This window comes from Parasphingorhabdus pacifica (assembly GCF_054779195.1).
In genome coordinates, this window is the sequence record NZ_BAAGYS010000021.1 from 210,433 (window position 1) to 229,784 (window position 19,352).

Consider the following 19,352-nt stretch of genomic DNA (forward strand, 5'->3'; position numbering starts at 1 on the left):
GCCTCATCCATGTCTGTCGGTTATGAATCCAGCTCAGCGGTGGTGACCGTGCGCTGAGCGTGGTCGCGAAATTTCGCCACGGCCGTGTGGAAGGGATGGACACCCCAGGCCAGGTGGACCGTGATGGGCTCGGCATCGACGATGGGCACATAACGCACGCCCGGATGCGGATGGGTGTAGCCGGTGGCTTCGGCCGTTACTCCCACGGCCTCTCCGGTGGCGACCGTGGTGAGCCACTCGTCGACGTTGGCCACCTGCAGACTTCCCGGTGGGCGTTGGCCTTCGGGCCACAGTCGCACACTGGTGGTGCCGGTGGTGGGGCACAGTGCGATCGTCCGGTCGGCCAGGTCGGCGAGTGTGACCTCGGACCCCGTCGACAACGGGTCGTCGTCGCACACCGCCGCCAGGCGGGACTCCTGGAGCAGCGGCAATGCGTAGAAGGCGTCGTCGTCGGGAAGTGTCCGCAGGAAGGCCATGTCGATGGTGCCGTGGCGCAACGCGGTTTCGGGATCGTCCAGGCGGCGCATGCGCAGCGGGACATCGGGATGGTCCTGACGCCACCGGCGAATCAGCGGCACGGTGTGGCGCCCCAGCGCGGCCCAGGCGAACCCCACGCACAGCGGGCGTGGCCCTGCGGTCACCTCAGCGAGGGCGTCATCGGTGTGGGCGAGAATCCGGTGCGCGTGCTCCCACAGCCGCTGCCCTGCTCCGGTCAGATTCAGCCGACGTGTGGTGCGTTCGACCAGCACCACACCGACCTGCTTCTCCAGTTGTTCCAGAGTGCGGGACAGGGCGGGCTGGCTGATGGCCAGAACGACCGCGGCCCCCGTGATCGTGCCCTCATCGCCGATCGCGGCGAGCGCCCGCAGGTGACGCAGTTCCACATCCATGCTGTGGAAGCATAACCGCCGGTGGTGCGATTCTCCTAACCCCTGCCGCGCCGTAGTCCGGTCGGGTGCGCCGAGTCGGGAGGCTTGCGCGAGCGCTGTCTCATCGGCTACCAGCCCGGCGAACCGGCGTTGTGCCGGGAGGAGATCAGAGGTCCGGCAGTCCGAGGTCGAGGGAAGCCTGCTCGGTGCCCCGTCGACCTCCAGGATCTTGCCGGTGACGAACGATCCGGCGTCCGAGGCGAGGTAGACGACAGCGGCGGCGATCTCCTCCACCGACCCGATGCGACCGAGCTGAGCCGCTTGCTCCACTCGGTGACGCAGCGAGTCGTCGGCGGTCACCACCTCAGTGCCGAGGTCGCGACCGCACCTGGAGACCGCCTTGCACACCACACCGTAGGTACACAGCCCATGCAGGATCGGTTGGGAAAAGCCCGCCGCTGCGGCGGATTCCGGGTCGGCGTGCAGCGGGTTCCGGTCGCCGCACAGCCTGTAGAGCAACGCCTGCTGGGGCAGGGTGGAGGTGTCTCGCGAGAGGTCCGGTTCGCGTTCGGGGAATCTCGACTCGCCTGGATGAACCGCGGTGACCGCCGAATCCGCCTTCCCCGCGTGCGAAGATGCTCGACCGGGTCGTGCCCAGCGAAGTGCCGTCCTGGCTCGTGCTGCTCGGAGAGTCGTCGCAGCTCGGCGGCGAAGATCACCGAGTGCTCATCCCGGTTCGCGTAGACGAGCACGAACCGCCCATTTCCCCGTTCGAGCGCGGACTTCAGAATCGAGATCACCGGGGTTATCCCGCTGCCGCCTGCCAGCAGCAGCAGGTCCGCATCGAGCGAGCGGGGCGTGAAGACCCCGGCGGACGACAAAACCTCCACAGTAGACCCGGAAACGATGTTGTGGAGTCGAGTGCTCCTCCCTGCGGGGTGCACCGTTCCGAGTTCGCACGGCGCACCGGCTCCTCGGTAGCCGGGCCGCGAAACCTGGTCTCTACGTTCCCGCCTTGGCGAAGAAGCTGCACGCGCGGGTGGAAAGGCTGGAACGGCGCCATGCTCGGCTGTTGCAGGCGCTCTACCTGCTCAACAAGCGGGCGGTGCGGGGGACGACCGTGGCGGGGACGGCGACAAGGGCGGGCATCGACCGGCAGGTCTGCGGGAGACCGTGGAGGCGCACAACGCCGCAGCCGGCGACGGTTCCGGAGACCCGGCGGGAAAGCCCGCCGAACTTGTGGCCCGCGCGGAACTGTCCTCGTCGATTGTGGACGGTGTCGCCGAGTACCGGGTCGGAGAGCCCCCGGCCGGCGGGTGACTCGCCGTGGCGGGCAGCGGCTTGCTCGCCCGGCTCGCCACGATCGGTCGAGCTCAGTCGAGCAGCAGCCGGACGGTCAGTTCGAGTCGGTTGGACACGTCCGAAGCGGACGAGCGTCGGGTGACCCACGCCACCAGGTTCGACATCCACACATCGGTGATCACGCGGGCGATCGCCCGCTCTTCCTCGGTGGGTTCTTCGCCGCCGGTCATGGCCCGGGTGAAGAAGTTCTCGGCGAGTGAGGCCACGGCATCGACCTCGTTGGCCGCCGAGGTGTCGGCGAACATGAACGCCCGGGTCATCGCTTCGGTCAGTTGAGGATTGCGCTGGAGGGTGCGGGTCGTGCGTCCGAGGACCGACAGCACCCGCTCGTAGGGAGTGTCTCCCGGGATCTTGGTGCGGTCCAGCTTGTCCTGCGCGCGCTCGAACTCGCGGGCGAGGCTGGTCACCAGCAGGTGAATCTTGGAGGGGAAGTATCGGTACAGTGTGCCCAATGCCACATCGGCTTGCTCGGCCACCGTGCGCATCTGGACCGCCTCGTAGCCACCTTTCGTCGCCAGGGCCAGAGTCGCGTCGATGATGCGCTTGCGACGGGCATTCTGGGCGGCGGATCCGGTTTCGTCGCTGTTCAGTGGGTTCCAGCCGGACGACGTGGCCGTTGACCGTCGTGGCGTCGCTTCCATGGAGTGGGGCCCCTCGGTGTGAGTTGCGGGCTTGGTTGATCGATAACCCGAGCGGGTTAAGCTGAGCTTCGATCCACGATCGAAACATGTTCCAGTCTACCTAGTCCGTGCTGCGGCGGCTGTGTGAGGTCAAATCATGCGAGTAGCGCTCCTGTCCTACCGGAGTAAGCCGCATTGCGGAGGCCAAGGCGTCTACGTGCGGCACCTGAGCCGAGGACTGCTCGAGCAGGGCCATGACGTGGAGGTCTTCTCCGGGCAGCCTTATCCCGATCTCGATCCCGGTGTGCGGCTGACCGAAGTACCCAGCTTGGACCTCTACCGCGACTCCGACCCCTTCCGCACCCCGCATCCTCGCGAGATCCGCGATGCCACCGACCTCATGGAGCTCGGGACGATGTGGACGGCCGGGTTCCCCGAACCTCGGACCTTCAGCCGCCGGGTCGCCAAGATGCTGCGTGCCCGCGCGGGGGAGTTCGACATCGTGCACGATAACCAGTCGCTCGGCTCGGGCCTGCTGTCCTTGCCGCAGGCCGGCCTCCCGCTGGTCGCGACCGTGCACCACCCGATTACCCACGATCGCCGGGTCGAGCTCGACGCCGCCGGGACGCTGCGGCGCAAGCTCGGAATTCGCCGCTGGTACAGCTTCCTGGGAATGCAGGCCCGAGTGGCTCGGAGTATCCCGCAGCTGCTGACGGTCTCGCACTCCTCGGCCGACGACATCAGTGCGGACTTCGACGTGCCGCACGAGCGCATCCGCGTGGTCCCGCTCGGGGTGGACTCAACGATCTTCCGTCCGCCGGAGGCGGAGCGCGTCCCCGGCCGGATCGTGGCGATGGCCAGCGCGGACACACCGCTGAAGGGCATCGGCACGTTGTTGGAGGCGGTCGCCAAGCTGCGCACCGAGCGCGCGACGGAACTCGTTCTGGTCGCCAGTCCCACGCCGGGTGGGCCGACCGAGCGCATGATCGACGATCTCGGGATCACGGACGCGGTCCGCACGGTCAGCGGAGTCAGCGACGAGGAGCTCGCGGCCCTGCTCGGGTCGGCCGAGATCGCCTGCGTGCCCTCCCTGTACGAGGGCTTCTCGCTGCCGACGGTGGAGGCCATGGCCTGCTCGACACCGCTGGTGGCCAGCAGGGCGGGTGCGATCCCCGAGGTCGTCGGTGCGGACGGGGAGTGCGCCGACCTGGTCGAACCGGGCGACGCTGAGGAGCTCGCGAGAGCGCTGGGCGAGCTGTTCGACGATCCTGCGCGTCGGCGGCGCCTGGGCGAGAACGGAGCGCGCCGAGTACTGGAGCGCTACAGCTGGGCCTCCGTGGCCGCTGCGACGGCCGAGTGCTACGCGGAGGCGATCGAGGCAATGGGAGAAAGGCAGTGAAGCAGTGCTGACGGTGGACTTCGACACGCTCGGTGTGCGAGCGGGGCAACGGGTGCTCGACCTCGGTTGCGGAGCAGGACGGCACGCGTTCGAGATGTATCGCCGGGGCGCGGAGGTCGTTGCCTTCGACCAGAACGAGGCCGACCTGGCGGATGTGGGCACCCTGTTCGCCGCGATGGAGTCGGAGGGAGAGGTCCCGGCAGGGGCCTCGGCGCGCACCGTGGCGGGGGACGCGCTGGACCTGCCCTTCCCGGACGATCACTTCGACCACGTCATCGCCTCCGAGATCCTGGAACACCTCTGGGAGGACGAAAAGGCGATGCACGAGATGGCGCGGGTGGTCAAGCCCGGCGGCCGGGTGGTGGCGACCGTGCCGAGCTACCTGCCGGAGCGGGTGTGCTGGGCGCTGTCCGACGACTACCACCAGGCCGAGGGTGGACACGTGCGGATCTACCGGGCCGACGTGCTGATCAGCAGACTCCGCGGTGCCGGTCTGCGAGTGGTGCACCGCGACCACGCCCACGCGCTGCACGCGCCGTACTGGTGGCTGAAGTGCGCGGTCGGCGTGGAACGCGCGGATCACCCGCTGACCAAGGCCTACCACCAGCTGCTGGTCTGGGACCTCATGAGCAAGCCGTGGATCACGCGCGCCGCCGAACAGCTGCTGAACCCCGTGCTGGGCAAGAGCTTGGTGGTCTACCTGCGCAAGCCGGAGGTGGCCGTTGCCTGAGTGCCCGTCGGTGGAGGGCGTGCTCTCGGTCTCGGACGCCCGCGCGACAGCCAGGTCCATCGCCTCCGTCCAGGAGGAATCGGGTGCCGTGCCGTGGTTTGCGGGTGGTCACGTCGACCCGTGGGACCACGTCGAGGCGGCCATGGGGCTGGCCACGGCCGGACTGGTCGCCGAAGCCGAAGGCGCTTACGAGTGGTCGCGGCGGATGCAGCGCGAGGACGGATCGTGGCCGTTGCAGGTGCGCTCCGGCGTGGTCGAGGACGCCGGAGCCGACACGAACTTCTGCGCCTATGTCGCCGTCGGCGTGTGGCACCACCTGCTGACCACCGGTGATGAGCGGTTCGCCGAGCGGATGTGGCCGACGGTGCGGGACGCGATCGAGTTCGTGCTCAGCGTGCAGCAGGACCGGGGCGGGATCGGCTGGGTCGTCGGGGTCGACGGTGTTCCGGCGGACGAAGCTCTGCTGTCGGGGTGCTCGAGCATCCACCACAGCTTGCGGTGCGCGCTCGCGCTCGCCGACCACCTCGGTCGCCCGCAACCGGGCTGGGAGCTGGCGCTGGGCAAGCTCGGCCACGCGCTGCGGCATCACACCGGGGAATTCGCGCCGAAGCACCGCTACGCGATGGACTGGTACTACCCGGTCCTCTCCGGCGCCGTGCGCGGGCAGGCCGGCCGGGAGCGGCTGTTCGAGCGCTGGGGTGACTTCGTGTCGGATGGTTTGGGCGTGCGCTGCGTCGACGACCATCCATGGGTGACCGGCGCGGAGACCTGCGAGCTCGTGCTGAGCCTGGAAGCGTTGGACGAGCGCTCTCTGGCCGTCGAGCTGTTCAGCGCCATGCAACACCTGCGTGATCCGGACGGGTCGTACTGGACGGGATTGGTCTACAGCGACGGCAAGCGGTGGCCCGAGGAGCGCACTACCTGGACCGGTGCCGCGGTCATCCTGGCCGCGGACGCGCTGTCCGGGACCACGCCGGGATCCGGCATCTTCCGCGCCGAGACGTTGCCGAACGGGCTATCCGTCACCGGGTGCGAGTGTCGGCAGGCCCAGGTGGGTTGAGAGCGCGCTCGCGGCCGCCGGTCGCGTTCGCACAACGGTTCCCGACGAGATCCCGGTCGGTGTTGATCGAGTTCAGAGCGTGCCGGGCTGTCCGTTGACGCGCTGAAGGACCCGGAGGGAACCGGTCACCCCGACCTCGCGGAAGGTGCCACCGTCGAGGGCGCGGCGGTAGATCCGGTAGGGCGCCTGTCCGCCGTCCGCCGGGTTCGGGAACACGTCGTGGATGACCAGCGCTCCGCCGGGTTCGACCCACGGGGCGAAGCCCTCGTAGTCGGCTGTCGCTGCCTCGTCGGTGTGCCCGCCGTCGATGAACAGCAGGGACAGCGGGCTGCGCCAGAAGGACGAGGTCGCCGAGGAGCTCCCGACGATCGCCACCACGTGGTCCTCGAGCTCGGCATCGGCGATCGTCCGGCGGAACGTCGCGAGCGTGTCCAGCCGCCCGGTGTCGGGGTCAGCGAGGTCGGGGTCGTGGTACTCCCAGCCCACCTGATGCTCCTCGGAGCCCCGGTGGTGGTCCAGCGTCGCGATCAGGCCTCCGGTCTCCCGGGCAGCCGCGCCAAGGTAGAGCGTGGACTTCCCGCAGTAGCTACCGATCTCGAGGGCGAGTCCGGTGCCCAGGTGCTGAAGGGCTGTCTCGTGGAGGGCGAGGCCTTCGTCAGGTGGCATGAAGCCGATGGTCTGCTCGGCCTGGGCACGCAGGAGCGGGGGCACCGTGTTCGCCGGGCTCTGGTCCGCGCGCTCCGAGTCCGTGCGTGTCGATCCCTGGGACACGTGCCCTCCTCTGGAGTGTTCGTGGAAGCGGATGCTCACCGGGCTCGTACATCCTACGGCACGCTCACTCCGGCATAAGTAGAACGTGTTCTATTATGCTGCGGTCGGTGAACAGGAGGCGGCATGCCGATCGCGATCACGGGCGAGCAGCGTGACCTGCAGGAGTCGATCCGAGCCTGGGCGGCGACGTTCGACACCACCACTGTTCGGAACCGGGAGCCGAAACGGGAAACCTCGGAGCAGCCCCGGAATTCCGCGCTGGGCTGGGCAGAGCTGGCCGAGATCGGACTCTTCTCCATCGCGGTTCCGGGTGAGTCCGGAGGTGCAGGAGCCGGCATCGTCGACCTCGCCACTGCGCTGGAGGAGACGGCTTCCGCATTGGTGCCGGGGTCCGTACTGCCGACCTGCCTGGCGAGCGTGCTGCTGGGGTGGAATTCGGATTCTCCGGTTGCGGCCAAGATCCTTCCCGCTCTGATGAGCGGACAGGTGGCCGTCGCGGTCTCCGGAGAGCTGCCACTCGTCCTCGGTGTCGGTGAGGCCCCGTACCTCGTGCTGTCCGCGCGAACCGGATCCGGGCACGACGAGTGGCTCGTCGTGGAACTGGAAACCGTTGGTGTTCGGGTGGAAACTCGGCAAGCCGCGGACTTCTCGCGATCGCTGGGGCGGGTGGGTGAATCAGGTCGGACAAGCCGAGAACGTCCTCGTCACGGCAGGAACCGGGGTGCCGACGAGCGGGCTGGTGCTTTCCGCCGTGTGAGCTAGATGCCGAATGGTTCGGCGTAGCGGACTATGCCTGCGGGCAGCGGATGGTCAGCGTCGAGGGCGAGAGTCATCAGCGCCTCGTCCGGAACGGTGATGTTCAGCCCGATGCCGTGTTCGGAAGCTCGGACGAACCCGAACCGGGGGTAGTAGGTCGGGTGTCCGAGGACGACGACGAAACGCTCCCCGATGTTCTTGGCGGTGTGCAGCGCGGCGTTGATGGCCGCGGAACCAGCGCCGGAATTCTGTCGGCTGGGCAGGACGGCGCACGGCGCGAGGCACAGGGCGGGGACGTCGTCGATGTGGCAGCGGGTCATCAGCGCGTGCCCCACGAGGGTGCCGTCCTGGTCAGTGGTGACGGTCGAAAGTCCGTCGATCCAGGCGGTGTCCGCGCGCAGTGCGTCGACGAGGTCGGCCTCCTCGGACCTTTCGAACGCGGCGAGGTTGATATCCCGAACGGTCGGGATATCGGAGCTGGTTTCGGCGCGCGTTGTCCAGGCATTGCGGGTGTTCATGGAGGCACAGATCCATTTCGTGTTCGACTGACCGGCCCGTGAGCCTACGCTTCCAGCCGAGTGGACACGAGATCAGACAAGCGCCCGGACGGTAACCTGGTTCGGGACGCGGCACGTGGCATTTGCCCCGCGCACGGTGGCCGCACGAAATGACGGTTCGGGGAACGTTGTCCACCGTTCCCCGAACCGGAAACTTAACTCTTGATCGCTCCGCGTTTGCGGAGTCGGGATGTGAGAGATGTGAGACCGGCCAGAGTCGGCGACCGCCTGCTCGGCTCGCGGAGCTCGCCGGCCGTCGCATCGTCGAGCAAGGTGCTGATGGTTTCCTTGGCACATTCGCGATTGGCGCCGATACCACCGGACGGGCCGCGCTTGATCCAGCCGACGACGTAGGTTCCCGCCAACCCGTCGACGCGCCCGTTGGTGTGCGGGATCGTGCCGGTTCCGGCGTCGAAGGGCAGGCCGGGCAGCGCCGTTCCGCGGTAGCCGACCGCCTGCACGACCTGACCGGCCGCGAGTTCCACGTCGTCGTCATTACCGGTGACGCGCAGCCCGCGGACCTCGGTGTCGCCGAGGACTTCCTGCGGCGCCGAGTGGAAGCGGAGCACGATCCGGCGCTTTCCGTTCGCGGGTGGCGGGGCGGACCAGTCCACCGTCTCCTGCGGTAGGTCCTGCAGCAGCGCCGCCTTGGTATTGGGGTCGGCGGCATCGATGGCTCGTGTCGTGCGCGGGTCGTGTGCGTCGACCACCAAGTCGATGCCGTTCTGCTGGGTGAGCGCCAGAATTTCCGGCGTGGTGTATGCGGCGGATTCCGGGCCACGGCGACCGAGCAGCACGACCTCGCGGACCTTGCTGGAACGCAACTGCGCCAGAGCTTCCGGGGAGATCGACGTGTCTTCCAGTGCGCTCGGGTCCGCCGTCAGGATGCGGGCCACGTCCAGTGCGACGTTGCCGTTGCCCACGATGACCACGCGGTCGGAGGAGAGCCCGACGGCGTCCGCTGAGACGTCCGGATGGCCGTTGTACCAAGCCACCGCGGTCGTCGCGGTGATGCTGCCGGTCAGGTCCTCGCCGGGGATGTCGAGCTGCCGTGCGGCGGAAGCGCCCACCGCGTAGATGACCGCGTGGTGCCGCGCGTCGAGCTCCTCGGCGGTGACGTCCCGGCCGATTTCGACGCCGAGGCGCAGCCGCAACCGGGAATGCTCGTGGAAACGCGCGAACGTGTCACCGATCTTCTTCGTCGACGGGTGGTCGGGAGCGACGCCGTACCGGAGGAGACCGCCGGCGGTGGGTAGCCGGTCGAACAGCGTGACCCTGGCGTTGGTGTGCAACAAGAGGTCCTCGACGGCGTACATGCCCGCCGGACCGGTTCCCACCACGGCGACGTCCAGCGGCGCCATGTCGCTGGGGATGTTGCGGTTGAACACCGGCGGGTGCCACGAGTGGAAGTTCGGTGACGGATCCGCGGGGCCCTCGCTCGCGGCGGGGGTTCGGTCCGCGTAGTAGTCGGCGTTGACGTCCGCGTACACCTGGAGCGACCCGGTGAGGCTGTCCACCGGAAAGATCGCGTCCACCGGGCACGCATCGGCGCAGGCTCCGCAGTCGATGCAGGTCTGCGGATCGATGTAGAGCATGTCGGTGGCACCGAAGTCCGGCTCGTCCGGCGTCGGGTGGATGCAGTTGACCGGACACGCCTTGACGCACGAGGCGTCGTTGCAGCAGGTCTGAGTGATCGCGTAGGCCATGGGTTCAGATGAGGTTCGCGCGCTTGTAGAACCAGGTCGCCGGTTTGGTGAGCAGCCTGGCCGAGTGGAGGAATTCCATCAGCCCGGCGCAGCTGGACCGCATCATGGACTTGTGGCGCTCGTTCGCCTTCGCCTCGCGGACGGCGCGTTTCGTGTCCAGGCCGGCGTTCGCGTACACCTTCTTGTGCACCATGTTGGTCACGATGAAGTATGCCGCCCCGGCCACGACCACGGCGTTGATCTGGCGTCGGAGCCAGCCCGCGGACTTCAGGCGCTCCTTGGTCTCCTCGCGGGCGAACTTCATGTGCCGCGACTCTTCGACCACGTGGATGTTGTTGATGGTCCGGACGAACGGAACCACTCGCTCGTCGCGCATCCAGTCCCGCTGCATGACGTCGAGAACTTCCTCGGCGACCAGGATCGCGGCGTAGGCGGCCTCACCGGCAGCCACGGTCTTGAAGATGCGGCCGAACTCGACCACGAGCCGCCGCGGACGGTAAGCCGGAGCGTTCAGCTTCGCGGCACCGCGGGCGAACATGATCGAGTGCCTGCACTCGTCCGCGATCTCGGTCAGCGCCCACTGGAAGGCAGGATCGGTCGGGTCTTTCCCGTAGAAGTCCCGCAACATCATCTGCTGGAGAATCATTTCGAACCAGATTCCGGTGCTGGCGACCGATGCCGCTTCCTGGCGGGTCAGTTCGCGCTGCTGGTCCGGGCTCAACTCGTTCCAGTAGGACGTCCCGTACAGCGTGCTCCACTCCGGGCTGGCGCCGTGGTAGTCGGTGTCCAGCGGAGTCTCCCAGTCGACTTCCTTCGCGGGGTCGTAGGACAAGGTTTCGGAGGAGTCCAGCAACCTGCGCGCCATGTCGTCTCGCTCGGGACTGTCCCGTCCGGGCTGCGACGACGGCGTGTCCGCCCTGGTGATGCTGCTGCTCATGCGCACTCCCTTACGAGACGACCGTGACATCCATTACTGTTACCAATGGTAACGTGTTACGAACGGTAACACATACTGCGGCCGATGCAAGAGGTTCAGGCGAGTGGGAGGTTCAGGCGAGTGGATCGCTCCCGGGCTGATGGGTGCCGAGTCCGCGCTGACCTCCACGGAGCCGGGCGAGATGCCTCCGCCGGGACGTGGTTGGGCCGTTTTCGCCCTGCCGGTCCGCATGGTCCGCATGGTCCGCCGGGTAGTGGGTGTGCGGTGGCCCGGTTGAGATCGCGATTTCCGCGCCCGCCATATTTCGCGTCCACCGGACATGCTCTCGAACACGAGGCCTGCGCTGACCGGACTCGGGCGATCCGCGGGATTAATGGGATGGACGCTCGACGAGCATGTATTCGATTCGCCCGACAGGGCCGGCAGAAGACAATTCACCCGGTGATCCGGGTGAGTGGTCAGCGTTACAGAGGGGCGAATCGTGCACCGGACATCCGGTTCCGGCGCCCGGATATCAGTCGATGTGGCGCGGTGAGGGGCGGCGCCGAGCCGTCCGAGCAGGTCGGAGCAACCTGCGACGCGGTGGGGTGACGGGAGAACGGTGGAAACCGTTCCTCCGGCCGACGGTGCACAACCCGCCGGCGCGAAACAACACGATCATGCGGTCAGTCGGGACTTGTGCGGGCAGGCGTTCCCGCCGGCACAATTTCCTCCGGGTTCCGGCCCGTTGAATAAGAACCGAAACGAACGCACCGTTTCTCGGTCAGGAATCCGAATGGCGGCGCTCCGCGTTCTTCTCCTTGACGCGGGCGGCTTCCTTCCGGACTTCGGCCTGGGTGGCGATCTCTCGCTGGAGCCACTCGGGCTGCTCGGCCTTCAACGCGTTGATCTGCTCCGTCGTGAGGGGCTCGGTGATTCCGCCACGCGCGAGGCCACCGATGGAGATGCTCAGCTTGGCCGCGACGACCGGTCGCGGGTGGGGGCCGTTGCGGCGCAGTTCCCGCAGCCACTCGGGCGGATCGGCCTGCAGGGCGTTCAACTCGTCGCGCGAGACGAGACCCTCCTGGAACTCCGCAGGGGTGGCTTCGAGGTATACGTTCAGCTTCTTCGCCGCGGTAGCGGGCTTCATCGTCTGGGAGGTCTTCTGCGAGGTCATGTTGTCAAGGATATCGACCGTGCGCGCGCTACCTGTGGGTGACGCCGGTAATCTGACCACGTGCCACGCTCGGACGAATCTCCCTCTTTCACGCTCGCGTATGTCCCGGGGGTGACACCCGGCAAGTGGGTGCGGATATGGAACGAGCGGTTGCCAGGGGTCTCGCTGAATCTGGTCCAGGTCCCCGCCGCCGCAGCCGCCGATCCGGTGCGCGACCGATCCGTCGACGCGGTGCTCCTCCGGTTGCCGACGGACCGGACGGGTCTGCATGCGATTCCGCTGTACACCGAGACCACCGTGGTCGTGGTCCCGAAGGAGCACCTGGTCACCGCGGCCGAAGAGGTGTCCGGAGACGATCTGGCCGACGACATCGTGCTGCATCCCCTCGACGACACCCTCGAGTGGGAACGACCGCCCGGACAGCCGGCGATCGAGCGTCCGGCAACGACCGCGGCCGCCATCGAACTGGTGGCCGCCGGCGTGGGACTGCTCGTCGTCCCGCAGTCACTCGCCCGGCTGCACCATCGCAAGGACCTGACCTACCGGCCGGTCACGGACGCCCCGCAGTCGCGCGTCGCGTTGTCGTGGCTGGAGGACGAGACCACCGACCTGATGGAGCAGTTCATCGGGATCGTCCGTGGGCGAACCGTCAACAGCACGCGTGGGCGCAGCCCGGACCCGGAACCGGCCAAGCGCACGCGTGCCGCTGGGGACGGCAAGAAGACGCCTGCGCGCAAACCGACTGGCGGGAGCAGGCAACCAGGTTCCAAGGGTTCCAGCGGAGCCAAGGGTGCCAAACGCGGGAAGCCTCGCCGCCGTTCGTAGCAAGCCTGTGCGGCACGGCCCTCAGACCCGGTGCATCCGTCCACGGGCCTCCCCGTAGGCCTCCCGTACTGGGCGGGCGGAAGCCGGATCGTCTCCCGAAATCCGACTGCGGGCGACGTTCCAGGCCGGCGGCTCCTCCGATCCCGTGAGGGTCCAGGCGGCTTGACGGGCGGCCCCGATGGCCACGTACTCGTCCGGTTCGGGCACTTCGACTTCGGCGTCGAACAACGCCGGAGCAACAACCTGCACCGCGGCCGATCGGGCGGCGCCGCCGGTCAGCAGTACGCGATTGACCTCGACCCCGTGCCCGCGGAGTAGGTCCAGCCCGTCGGCGAGCCCGCACAGCATGCCCTCGACCGCCGCCCGGGCCAGATTCGCGGGGGTCATGTTGGCCGTGCGCATCCCGGTGAGTGTGCCTGCTGCCTCGGGCAGATTCGGCGTGCGCTCCCCATCCAGGTAGGGCAGTAGCGTCAACCCGCCCGCACCAGGTGTGGCCTGCCCGGCGAGCCGATCCAGCTCGTCGAGGTCGGTGTCGAGCATCGACGCGGTCGAGCTGAGCACTCGCGCCGCGTTGAGGGTGCACACCAACGGCAGGAACCGACCCGTGGCATCACAGAAGCCCGCGATGTCCCCGGTGGGTTCGGCGATCGGATCCTGGCCCACGGCGAACACCGTGCCCGAAGTCCCGAGCGATACGACCACGTCACCCGGCCCGATGCCCAGGCCCAACGCGGCGCCCATGTTGTCGCCGGTGCCGGGGCCGAGCACGATGCCGGTGTCGGTGGTGCCCGCCTGCTCAGCCGGCCCGCACACCTTCGGCAGGTTCGGCACCGAACCGAACGCCCGGGCGATCAGATCCTCTCGGTAGCTCCCCGAGAACGGCGACCAGTAGCCGGTGCCCGAGGCGTCCCCGCGGTCGGTGGTGATCCGGGTCGGATCGCCGGTGCCCGCCAAGCGCCACGTCAAGTAGTCATGCGGCAGGCACACCGCCGCGGTGCGCGAGGCCGACGCCGGATCGGACTCGGCGAGCCAGCGCAGTTTGGCCACGGTGAACGAGGCCCGGGGCACGATACCGACCGCCTCGGCCCAGTGCTGCGGGCTGAGTTCGTCCGCGAGCGCATCGGCCGCTGTGGCGGGGGCGAGGTCGTTCCACAGCGACGCCGTTCGCGCCACCTCGCCCTGTTCGTCGAGGCACACCAACCCGTGCTGCTGGCCCGCCACTGACACCGCCGCCACATCGTCGAGCCCGCCGGCCTGGTCGACAGCGGTGTTCAGCGCTGTCCACCAGTGGCGGGGATCCGCCTGCGTCCCGTCGGGATGCTCGGCACGCCCCTCGCGCACCGGCGCACCCGTTTCGGCGTCGCGGACGACGACTTTGCAGGATTGGGTCGACGAATCGACTCCCGCGACCAACGGCATGGTCAGCGTGCTCCCATCAAGTGTTCGACGGCCAGTTGCTGCAGCCGCGCGTTGCCCGCGCTGCGCTCGGCTGCTTCTTCGACGTCGAGCTCCTCGGACAGAATGCCCGTGACGTCCTCGCCCTTATCCAGGGTGGGCACCGCCAGCTGGTCCAACCGCGCGGCCTTGCGTGCCTCGACGACCTCGGGATCCTGGCGGAACTGTCGCGCCCGTTCCCGCAAGGCAAGGTAGGTGCGCATGTTGGCACGTGCACTCTCCCACACACCGTCGGTCTTCTCGGTGCGCAGCGGCTTGTAGTCGAAGTGGCGGGGGCCGTCGTAGCTGCTGTTCTCCAGCAGGTCGACCAGGAAGAACGCGTTGATGAGGTCCCCGTGGCCGAACACGAGATCCTGATCGTAGCGCGGCCCGTGCTGACCGTTGAGGTCGACGTGGAACAGCTTGTCCTGCCACAGCGCCTGGGCAAAGCCGTGCACGGCATTGAGCCCGGCCATCTGCTCGTGGCCGACCTCCGGGTTGACCCCGACCATTTCCGGGTGATCCAGCGTCTGGATGAACGCCAAGGCGTGCCCGATGGTCGGGAGCATGATGTCGCCGCGCGGTTCGTTCGGCTTGGGTTCCAGGGCGAACCGCAGTCGGTAGCCCTGTTCCTCGGCGTAGTGGGTCAGTGCGTTGAGGCCCTCGCGGTACCGCTCCAGCGCGGCCATCGGATCGTAGGCGGCCTCGGCTTCCGAACCCTCGCGGCCACCCCAGAACACGTAGGTCTCCGCACCGAGTTCGGCGGCCAGATCGATGTTGCGGGAGACCTTGCGCAGCGCGAAACGGCGCACGTCGCGGTCCTTGGCGGTCAGTGCGCCATCCTTGAACACCGGGTGTCCGAACAGGTTGGTGGTCGCGGTCGGCACTGCCAGGCCGGTCTCGGCCAGTGCCTTGCGGAATCGGTCGATGATCGTGTTGCGCTCCGCGGCGGGCGTGCCGAACGGGATCAGATCGTCATCGTGGAAGGTGATGCCGTAGGCGCCGATGTCGGCGAGCCCGTGCACGACCTCGACCGGGTCCATGCGTTCCCGGGTCGGGTCGCCGAACGGGTCGTTGGCCTGCCACCCGATCGTCCACATGCCGAAGGCGAATCGGTCTTGTGGGGTGGGGGTGAGGTCCATGGGGTTTCTCCTTGAGTCGAATCGTGTTTTGAGCTGTACGCGGACTCGGTCAGGATCGGCCTGTCCGCGTCAGGACCGTGCGGTCCATGTCTTCGAGGGTGCGTCCCTTGGTCTCCGGGACCCACTTGATGACGAACCACAGCGACAGGGCGGCGAAAGCGGTGTATCCGAAGTAGGTCATCGACAAGCTGATCTCGGACAGCGGTGGGAACGTGGCCGTGATGACGAAGTTGGCCAGCCATTGTGCGGCGGCGGCTACGGCCAGAGCAGGGGCGCGGAACCGGTTCGGGAACATCTCGCCCAACAGCACCCACACGACCGGGCCCCACGAGATCGCGAAGAAAAACACGAAGATGTGCGCGGCGATCAGCGCCATGGGCCCGTACGGGTTCGCCAGGTTCGGTTCGCCGTCGATGGTGTTGGCGTGGCTGAAGGCGAACGTGGCGATTCCCAGCATGACCGCCATACCGGCCGATCCGGTCATCAACAGGGGACGCCGTCCGATCCGGTCCAACAACATCAGGGCGATGATGGTGCCCAGGATGTTGAAGAATTGGGTGGACAGGCTCAGCAGCAGTGAGCTCGATTCGTCGATCCCGACCGACTGCCACAGCGCGGACGAGTAGTAGAAGATGACGTTGATTCCGCCGAACTGCTGCAACACCGACAGTCCGATGCCGATCCACACGATCGGCAGCAGTCCGGTACGTCCGTTGCGCAGGTCCCGCACCCGCGGGCGGTGGTCGTTGGTCACCGATTCCCGGATCTCGGACAGGCGTTCGTCGACGTCGCCGCCTTCGGTGGTGCGGAGGACCTCTCGGGCCTCGTCGAGTCGGCCACGGGTGACCAGGTAGCGCGGCGATTCCGGAATCGTGAAGGCGAGCACGCCGTAGAGCACGGCGGGGATGGCTTCCACGGCCAGCATCCACTGCCACGCGGCGAGCCCCAGCATCGTCTCCTCGGCGCCACCCGCCGCACCGGCGATGGCCCAGTTGACGGCCTGGGAGACCGCGATGCCGAGCACGATGGCCAGTTGCTGCAGGGCGCCGAGCCTGCCGCGACCACTGGCCGGGGAGATCTCGGCGATGTAGGCCGGGGCGATCACCGAGGCCATACCGACCGCGATGCCGCCGATGAGACGCCAGAACGTGAAGTCCCAGACGGTGAACGGCAGCGCTGATCCGATGGCGCTCAGCAGGAAGAGCACCGCGGCTGTGCGCATGGTGGGCACGCGGCCTAATCGATCGGCGAGTGTTCCGGCGTACCAGGCGCCGATGGCCGAGCCGATCAGGGCCATGGCCACGGCCAGGCCGGTGACGACGGCTCCGACTTCGAAGGTGCTGCGGATAGCGGTGACAGCACCGTTGATTACGGCGGTGTCGTAGCCGAAGAGGAGGCCGCCTAACGCGGCGACCGAGGCGAAATGGACTGTGCGCAGCGTGCGGGGACTTGCCCCGGCGCCGGACGCTTCAGTGATGGGAGGGACGGACATCGATGCTCCATTGCATTGTGGGCCTCTCGCAACGGTTGGTAAGGATCGTATCCTTACCAACTCATGTCAAGATGGAGAGCACCCCGGTTTCCGGGCGAGACGAAGTCACCGATAGTCATACGGCGACCCGGTTGGCGCCGGCGGTGGCTGCACGGGCTGTAGAGGAGGTATCGCGGTATGGCGGATCCCAGTACGGTCCGGCAGATGAATCGACAGCTCATGCTCGAGCTGTTCAGTGATGGCCAATCGCGCTCACGCGCGGAAGTAGCCCGCGCGACAGGACTGACCAAACCCTCGGTGTCCTCGATCATCGACTCACTGCTCGAAGAGGGCATGCTCACCGCCGCAGGGGTGGGCGAGGCCGGTGTGGTCGGTGGACGGCGACCGAATCTCGTCGTGTTCAATCCAGACGCTCGGGCCTACGTCGGAGTGCACCTGGGCGTGCGCCGGAGTTCGGTGGTCGTGGCCGACGCGCTGGGGCGCTCCCTGGCGGAAGCGGCGGTGCCCAGCGCGGTCGGTGACGCCGCGGAAGGGGTGCGGGCGCTGGGGCCGCTCGTGCGTGAAACGGCGGAGCGCGCAGGCGTGCCGTCCGGCCGCATCGCCTCGATCGGAGTGTCGGTGTCCGGACTGGTCGACCACCGCAGCGGTTATTGCCTGCTGGCGCCGAACCTGGAATGGCGCGATGTCCCGCTGCGCGAGTGGATGGAGGACCTGTTCGGCGTCCCCGCGGTGATCTACAACGAAGCCCACGCCGGTGCGCTGGCCGAACAACGCCTCGGTTGTGCCGAAGGAGTGGCCAACTTCGTACGGATCATGGTCGGGGTGGGGATCGGCGCGGGCATAGTGCTCGACTCCCGGTTGTTCTCCGGCGGTGCCGGGATCGGTGGCGAACTGGGGCATTGCCGCGTCGAGGACAACGGCAGGCGCTGCGCGTGTGGCAACGACGGCTGCCTCGAAAGCGTGGCCGCTCAGCCCGCGATCCTGCAGTCCGTGCGGGAAGCAGCCGATGCGGGAGTTGCCACCAGCCTCGAGCCGGACTGTGAACTCGACGAGGTGCTCGCCGCGGCAGCGCGCGGTGACGTCGCCGGGGTGACGGCTCTCGAACGCGCGGGCACCGGCCTCGGCCGCGGGATCGCCTACCTGCTCAACGTGCTCAACCCGGACCTGATCGTCCTCGGCGGCCCGGTGATCGGTGCCGGTGAGGCCTTATGGCCACCGGTGCAGCAGGCGGTCAGGGAATGCTCGTTGCCGCAATCCGCCTGTCGCCTGGTGACGAGCTCATTGCCCCATGCCGAGGTCGAGGGCGCGGTTCTGCTCGCGCGTGAACACGTCGCGTTCTGAGTCCGCCGTCGCCGTCCGGCATTCCCGCCGCATCGTCGGGAGTACCGCTGCGGCCCTGTTCGGCAGACGTGATTCCATCGTGGACGATCACGACGTTCGCCCGTGCTGGACCTTCGCGGCGCTCGCGGTGGGACGGGCGACGGAAGTTCGACCACAGTGGTCGCCAGCGACACCGCCAGGACCGGAAACCGTTGCAATTCCGGATCATTATCGACTCACGACAGGATCAAGCTTGACAAACTCCGTTATCACCGAGGTCGCCGGCGCGAAAGCACGTGGAGTCTTGCTCGGAGCCGCGATGGGCGACGCGCTGGGGGCGGCGTTCGAGGGCAGGCACATGGTCGATGACGCCTTGCTCCTGGAGCACGAAAGTTCAACAGCGCGGTTGCACTACACGGACGACACCGCCCAGACGTTGGTCCTGGCCCGGCATCTCCTCGAACAGCGGGACCAGAGCGCGCCGGTGGCCGAAGACGTGCTGGCCCGCGACTTCGCGCGAGCCTGGCACGACGAACCCTGGCGCGGATACGGTGCCGGAAGCCGCCGCGTGCTCGGGAGGATCCTCGATGGGGCCGACTGGAGCGATGCGGCGCGGGAATGTTTCTCCGGGCACGGCTCCTACGGCAACGGCGGCGCGATGCGCGTCGCCCCGGTCGCTGTGATCGCCACCGGCCTCGAGCACGCTTCCGAGCTCGCCCGGAGGACGGCGCGCGTCACCCACGCCCACCCGGACGGTGAGGACGGCGCGGTCCTGCAGGCATGCGCGGTCTACACCGCTCTGCACACCGACCCCTCGCGGCCATTGGACCGCGGGCACTTCCTCGACCAGCTCAACGGTGTGGTCAGGAGCACCAACTGGCAGGGGCGTCTCGATCGCATCCGAACGATGTCCACTTCGGCCTCGCCGAGCTACGCGGCCGAGCAGCTGGGAAACGACACGACAGCGATCAACTCCGTGCCCATGGCGCTGCACGCGTTCCTGCAATACCCGGACCGCCCGGTCGAAGCGATCCGTCATGCGATCAGGGCTGGAGGCGATACCGACACCATCGCCTCGATGGCAGGGGCCATGACCGGCGCCCGGACCGGGATCAACCACCTCCCCGCGGCCTGGCTGGAACGTCTGGAGGACGCGGACCGGATTCGCGACCTCGCCGACGAACTCGCGCGGCCGGGCTCCTGGAACCCCTGATTC

Annotated in this window: 19 protein-coding genes and 2 pseudogenes; 9 read left to right on the forward strand and 12 right to left on the reverse strand. The window is 67.9% G+C overall.

Annotated features, from left to right (window positions below; genetic code table 11):
* Window positions 1–20 precede the first annotated feature (20 nt).
* The 3 genes and pseudogenes from ACYVAN_RS24160 to ACYVAN_RS24170 all read right to left on the reverse strand — a co-directional run.
* A complete protein-coding gene (locus tag ACYVAN_RS24160; RefSeq protein ID WP_460963564.1) occupies window positions 21–890 on the reverse strand; it encodes a LysR family transcriptional regulator in 870 nt (289 codons plus the stop codon).
* A gap of 201 nt (window positions 891–1,091) precedes the next feature.
* A pseudogene (locus ACYVAN_RS24165) lies at window positions 1,092–1,430 on the reverse strand (SDR family oxidoreductase); the annotation flags it as partial.
* Window positions 1,431–1,552: 122 nt separating this feature from the next.
* Window positions 1,553–1,813: pseudogene (locus ACYVAN_RS24170) on the reverse strand (hypothetical protein); the annotation flags it as partial.
* Between the two features lie 229 nt (window positions 1,814–2,042).
* Here ACYVAN_RS24170 and ACYVAN_RS24175 point away from each other — a divergent pair.
* Complete coding sequence (locus ACYVAN_RS24175) at window positions 2,043–2,189, forward strand: hypothetical protein (RefSeq protein ID WP_460963463.1); 147 nt, start codon at window positions 2,043–2,045, stop codon at window positions 2,187–2,189.
* 53 nt (window positions 2,190–2,242) lie between these two features.
* Here ACYVAN_RS24175 and kstR read toward each other — a convergent pair whose 3' ends face one another.
* Window positions 2,243–2,872: a cholesterol catabolism transcriptional regulator KstR gene (gene kstR / locus ACYVAN_RS24180; RefSeq protein ID WP_460963465.1), complete on the reverse strand. Its 630-nt coding sequence runs from the start codon at window positions 2,870–2,872 to the stop codon at window positions 2,243–2,245.
* 136 nt (window positions 2,873–3,008) lie between these two features.
* On the opposite strand from kstR, the gene ACYVAN_RS24185 reads away from it, so the two are divergent.
* From ACYVAN_RS24185 to ACYVAN_RS24195, 3 genes are read left to right on the forward strand one after another with little or no spacing between them, the layout of a single operon-like run.
* Window positions 3,009–4,250: a glycosyltransferase family 4 protein gene (locus ACYVAN_RS24185; protein WP_460963467.1), complete on the forward strand. Its 1,242-nt coding sequence runs from the start codon at window positions 3,009–3,011 to the stop codon at window positions 4,248–4,250.
* A gap of 4 nt (window positions 4,251–4,254) precedes the next feature.
* A complete protein-coding gene (locus tag ACYVAN_RS24190; protein ID WP_460963469.1) occupies window positions 4,255–4,980 on the forward strand; it encodes a class I SAM-dependent methyltransferase in 726 nt (241 codons plus the stop codon).
* Window positions 4,973–6,040: a prenyltransferase/squalene oxidase repeat-containing protein gene (locus ACYVAN_RS24195; RefSeq protein WP_460963471.1), complete on the forward strand. Its 1,068-nt coding sequence runs from the start codon at window positions 4,973–4,975 to the stop codon at window positions 6,038–6,040. The genes ACYVAN_RS24190 and ACYVAN_RS24195 overlap by 8 nt, the downstream gene beginning before the upstream one ends.
* Window positions 6,041–6,112: 72 nt before the next feature.
* Here ACYVAN_RS24195 and ACYVAN_RS24200 read toward each other — a convergent pair whose 3' ends face one another.
* Window positions 6,113–6,811, reverse strand: a complete 699-nt coding sequence (locus ACYVAN_RS24200; RefSeq protein WP_460963473.1) for a class I SAM-dependent methyltransferase — start codon at window positions 6,809–6,811, stop codon at window positions 6,113–6,115.
* 123 nt (window positions 6,812–6,934) lie between these two features.
* Between ACYVAN_RS24200 and ACYVAN_RS24205 the strand changes: the two genes are divergently transcribed.
* Window positions 6,935–7,573 carry an acyl-CoA dehydrogenase family protein gene (locus ACYVAN_RS24205; RefSeq protein ID WP_460963475.1) on the forward strand — a complete coding sequence of 213 codons (639 nt, stop codon included), beginning with the start codon at window positions 6,935–6,937 and terminating at the stop codon, window positions 7,571–7,573.
* On the opposite strand, the gene ACYVAN_RS24210 is transcribed toward ACYVAN_RS24205, so the two are convergent.
* The 3 genes from ACYVAN_RS24210 to ACYVAN_RS24220 form a co-directional block, all read right to left on the reverse strand.
* Window positions 7,570–8,085 carry a GNAT family N-acetyltransferase gene (locus ACYVAN_RS24210; protein WP_460963477.1) on the reverse strand — a complete coding sequence of 172 codons (516 nt, stop codon included), beginning with the start codon at window positions 8,083–8,085 and terminating at the stop codon, window positions 7,570–7,572. The two genes, ACYVAN_RS24205 and ACYVAN_RS24210, sit on opposite strands and share 4 nt — an antisense overlap.
* Window positions 8,086–8,279: 194 nt before the next feature.
* Window positions 8,280–9,830 carry an FAD-dependent oxidoreductase gene (locus tag ACYVAN_RS24215; protein WP_460963479.1) on the reverse strand — a complete coding sequence of 517 codons (1,551 nt, stop codon included), beginning with the start codon at window positions 9,828–9,830 and terminating at the stop codon, window positions 8,280–8,282.
* A 4-nt stretch (window positions 9,831–9,834) separates the two neighbouring features.
* Window positions 9,835–10,767, reverse strand: a complete 933-nt coding sequence (locus ACYVAN_RS24220) for an AurF N-oxygenase family protein (RefSeq protein ID WP_460963481.1) — start codon at window positions 10,765–10,767, stop codon at window positions 9,835–9,837.
* 103 nt (window positions 10,768–10,870) lie between these two features.
* On the opposite strand from ACYVAN_RS24220, the gene ACYVAN_RS24225 reads away from it, so the two are divergent.
* A complete protein-coding gene (locus ACYVAN_RS24225; RefSeq protein ID WP_460963483.1) occupies window positions 10,871–11,044 on the forward strand; it encodes a hypothetical protein in 174 nt (57 codons plus the stop codon).
* Between the two features lie 486 nt (window positions 11,045–11,530).
* On the opposite strand, the gene ACYVAN_RS24230 is transcribed toward ACYVAN_RS24225, so the two are convergent.
* Window positions 11,531–11,923, reverse strand: a complete 393-nt coding sequence (locus ACYVAN_RS24230) for a DUF5997 family protein (RefSeq protein WP_460963485.1) — start codon at window positions 11,921–11,923, stop codon at window positions 11,531–11,533.
* Window positions 11,924–11,983: 60 nt separating this feature from the next.
* On the opposite strand from ACYVAN_RS24230, the gene ACYVAN_RS24235 reads away from it, so the two are divergent.
* Complete coding sequence (locus ACYVAN_RS24235; protein ID WP_460963487.1) at window positions 11,984–12,748, forward strand: LysR family transcriptional regulator substrate-binding protein; 765 nt, start codon at window positions 11,984–11,986, stop codon at window positions 12,746–12,748.
* A gap of 21 nt (window positions 12,749–12,769) precedes the next feature.
* On the opposite strand, the gene xylB is transcribed toward ACYVAN_RS24235, so the two are convergent.
* From xylB to ACYVAN_RS24250, 3 genes are read right to left on the reverse strand one after another with little or no spacing between them, the layout of a single operon-like run.
* Window positions 12,770–14,167, reverse strand: a complete 1,398-nt coding sequence (gene xylB, locus ACYVAN_RS24240) for a xylulokinase (protein WP_460963489.1) — start codon at window positions 14,165–14,167, stop codon at window positions 12,770–12,772.
* Between the two features lie 2 nt (window positions 14,168–14,169).
* Window positions 14,170–15,324: a xylose isomerase gene (gene xylA / locus ACYVAN_RS24245; RefSeq protein WP_460963491.1), complete on the reverse strand. Its 1,155-nt coding sequence runs from the start codon at window positions 15,322–15,324 to the stop codon at window positions 14,170–14,172.
* A 49-nt stretch (window positions 15,325–15,373) separates the two neighbouring features.
* The gene (locus ACYVAN_RS24250; RefSeq protein ID WP_460963493.1) at window positions 15,374–16,816 is read right to left on the reverse strand and encodes a sugar porter family MFS transporter; all 1,443 of its coding nucleotides are present in this window, start codon (window positions 16,814–16,816) and stop codon (window positions 15,374–15,376) included.
* Window positions 16,817–17,020: 204 nt separating this feature from the next.
* Between ACYVAN_RS24250 and ACYVAN_RS24255 the strand changes: the two genes are divergently transcribed.
* A complete protein-coding gene (locus ACYVAN_RS24255) occupies window positions 17,021–18,157 on the forward strand; it encodes an ROK family protein (RefSeq protein ID WP_460963495.1) in 1,137 nt (378 codons plus the stop codon).
* A gap of 232 nt (window positions 18,158–18,389) precedes the next feature.
* Window positions 18,390–19,349: an ADP-ribosylglycohydrolase family protein gene (locus tag ACYVAN_RS24260; RefSeq protein ID WP_460963497.1), complete on the forward strand. Its 960-nt coding sequence runs from the start codon at window positions 18,390–18,392 to the stop codon at window positions 19,347–19,349.
* The last annotated feature ends 3 nt before the right edge of the window (window positions 19,350–19,352 follow it).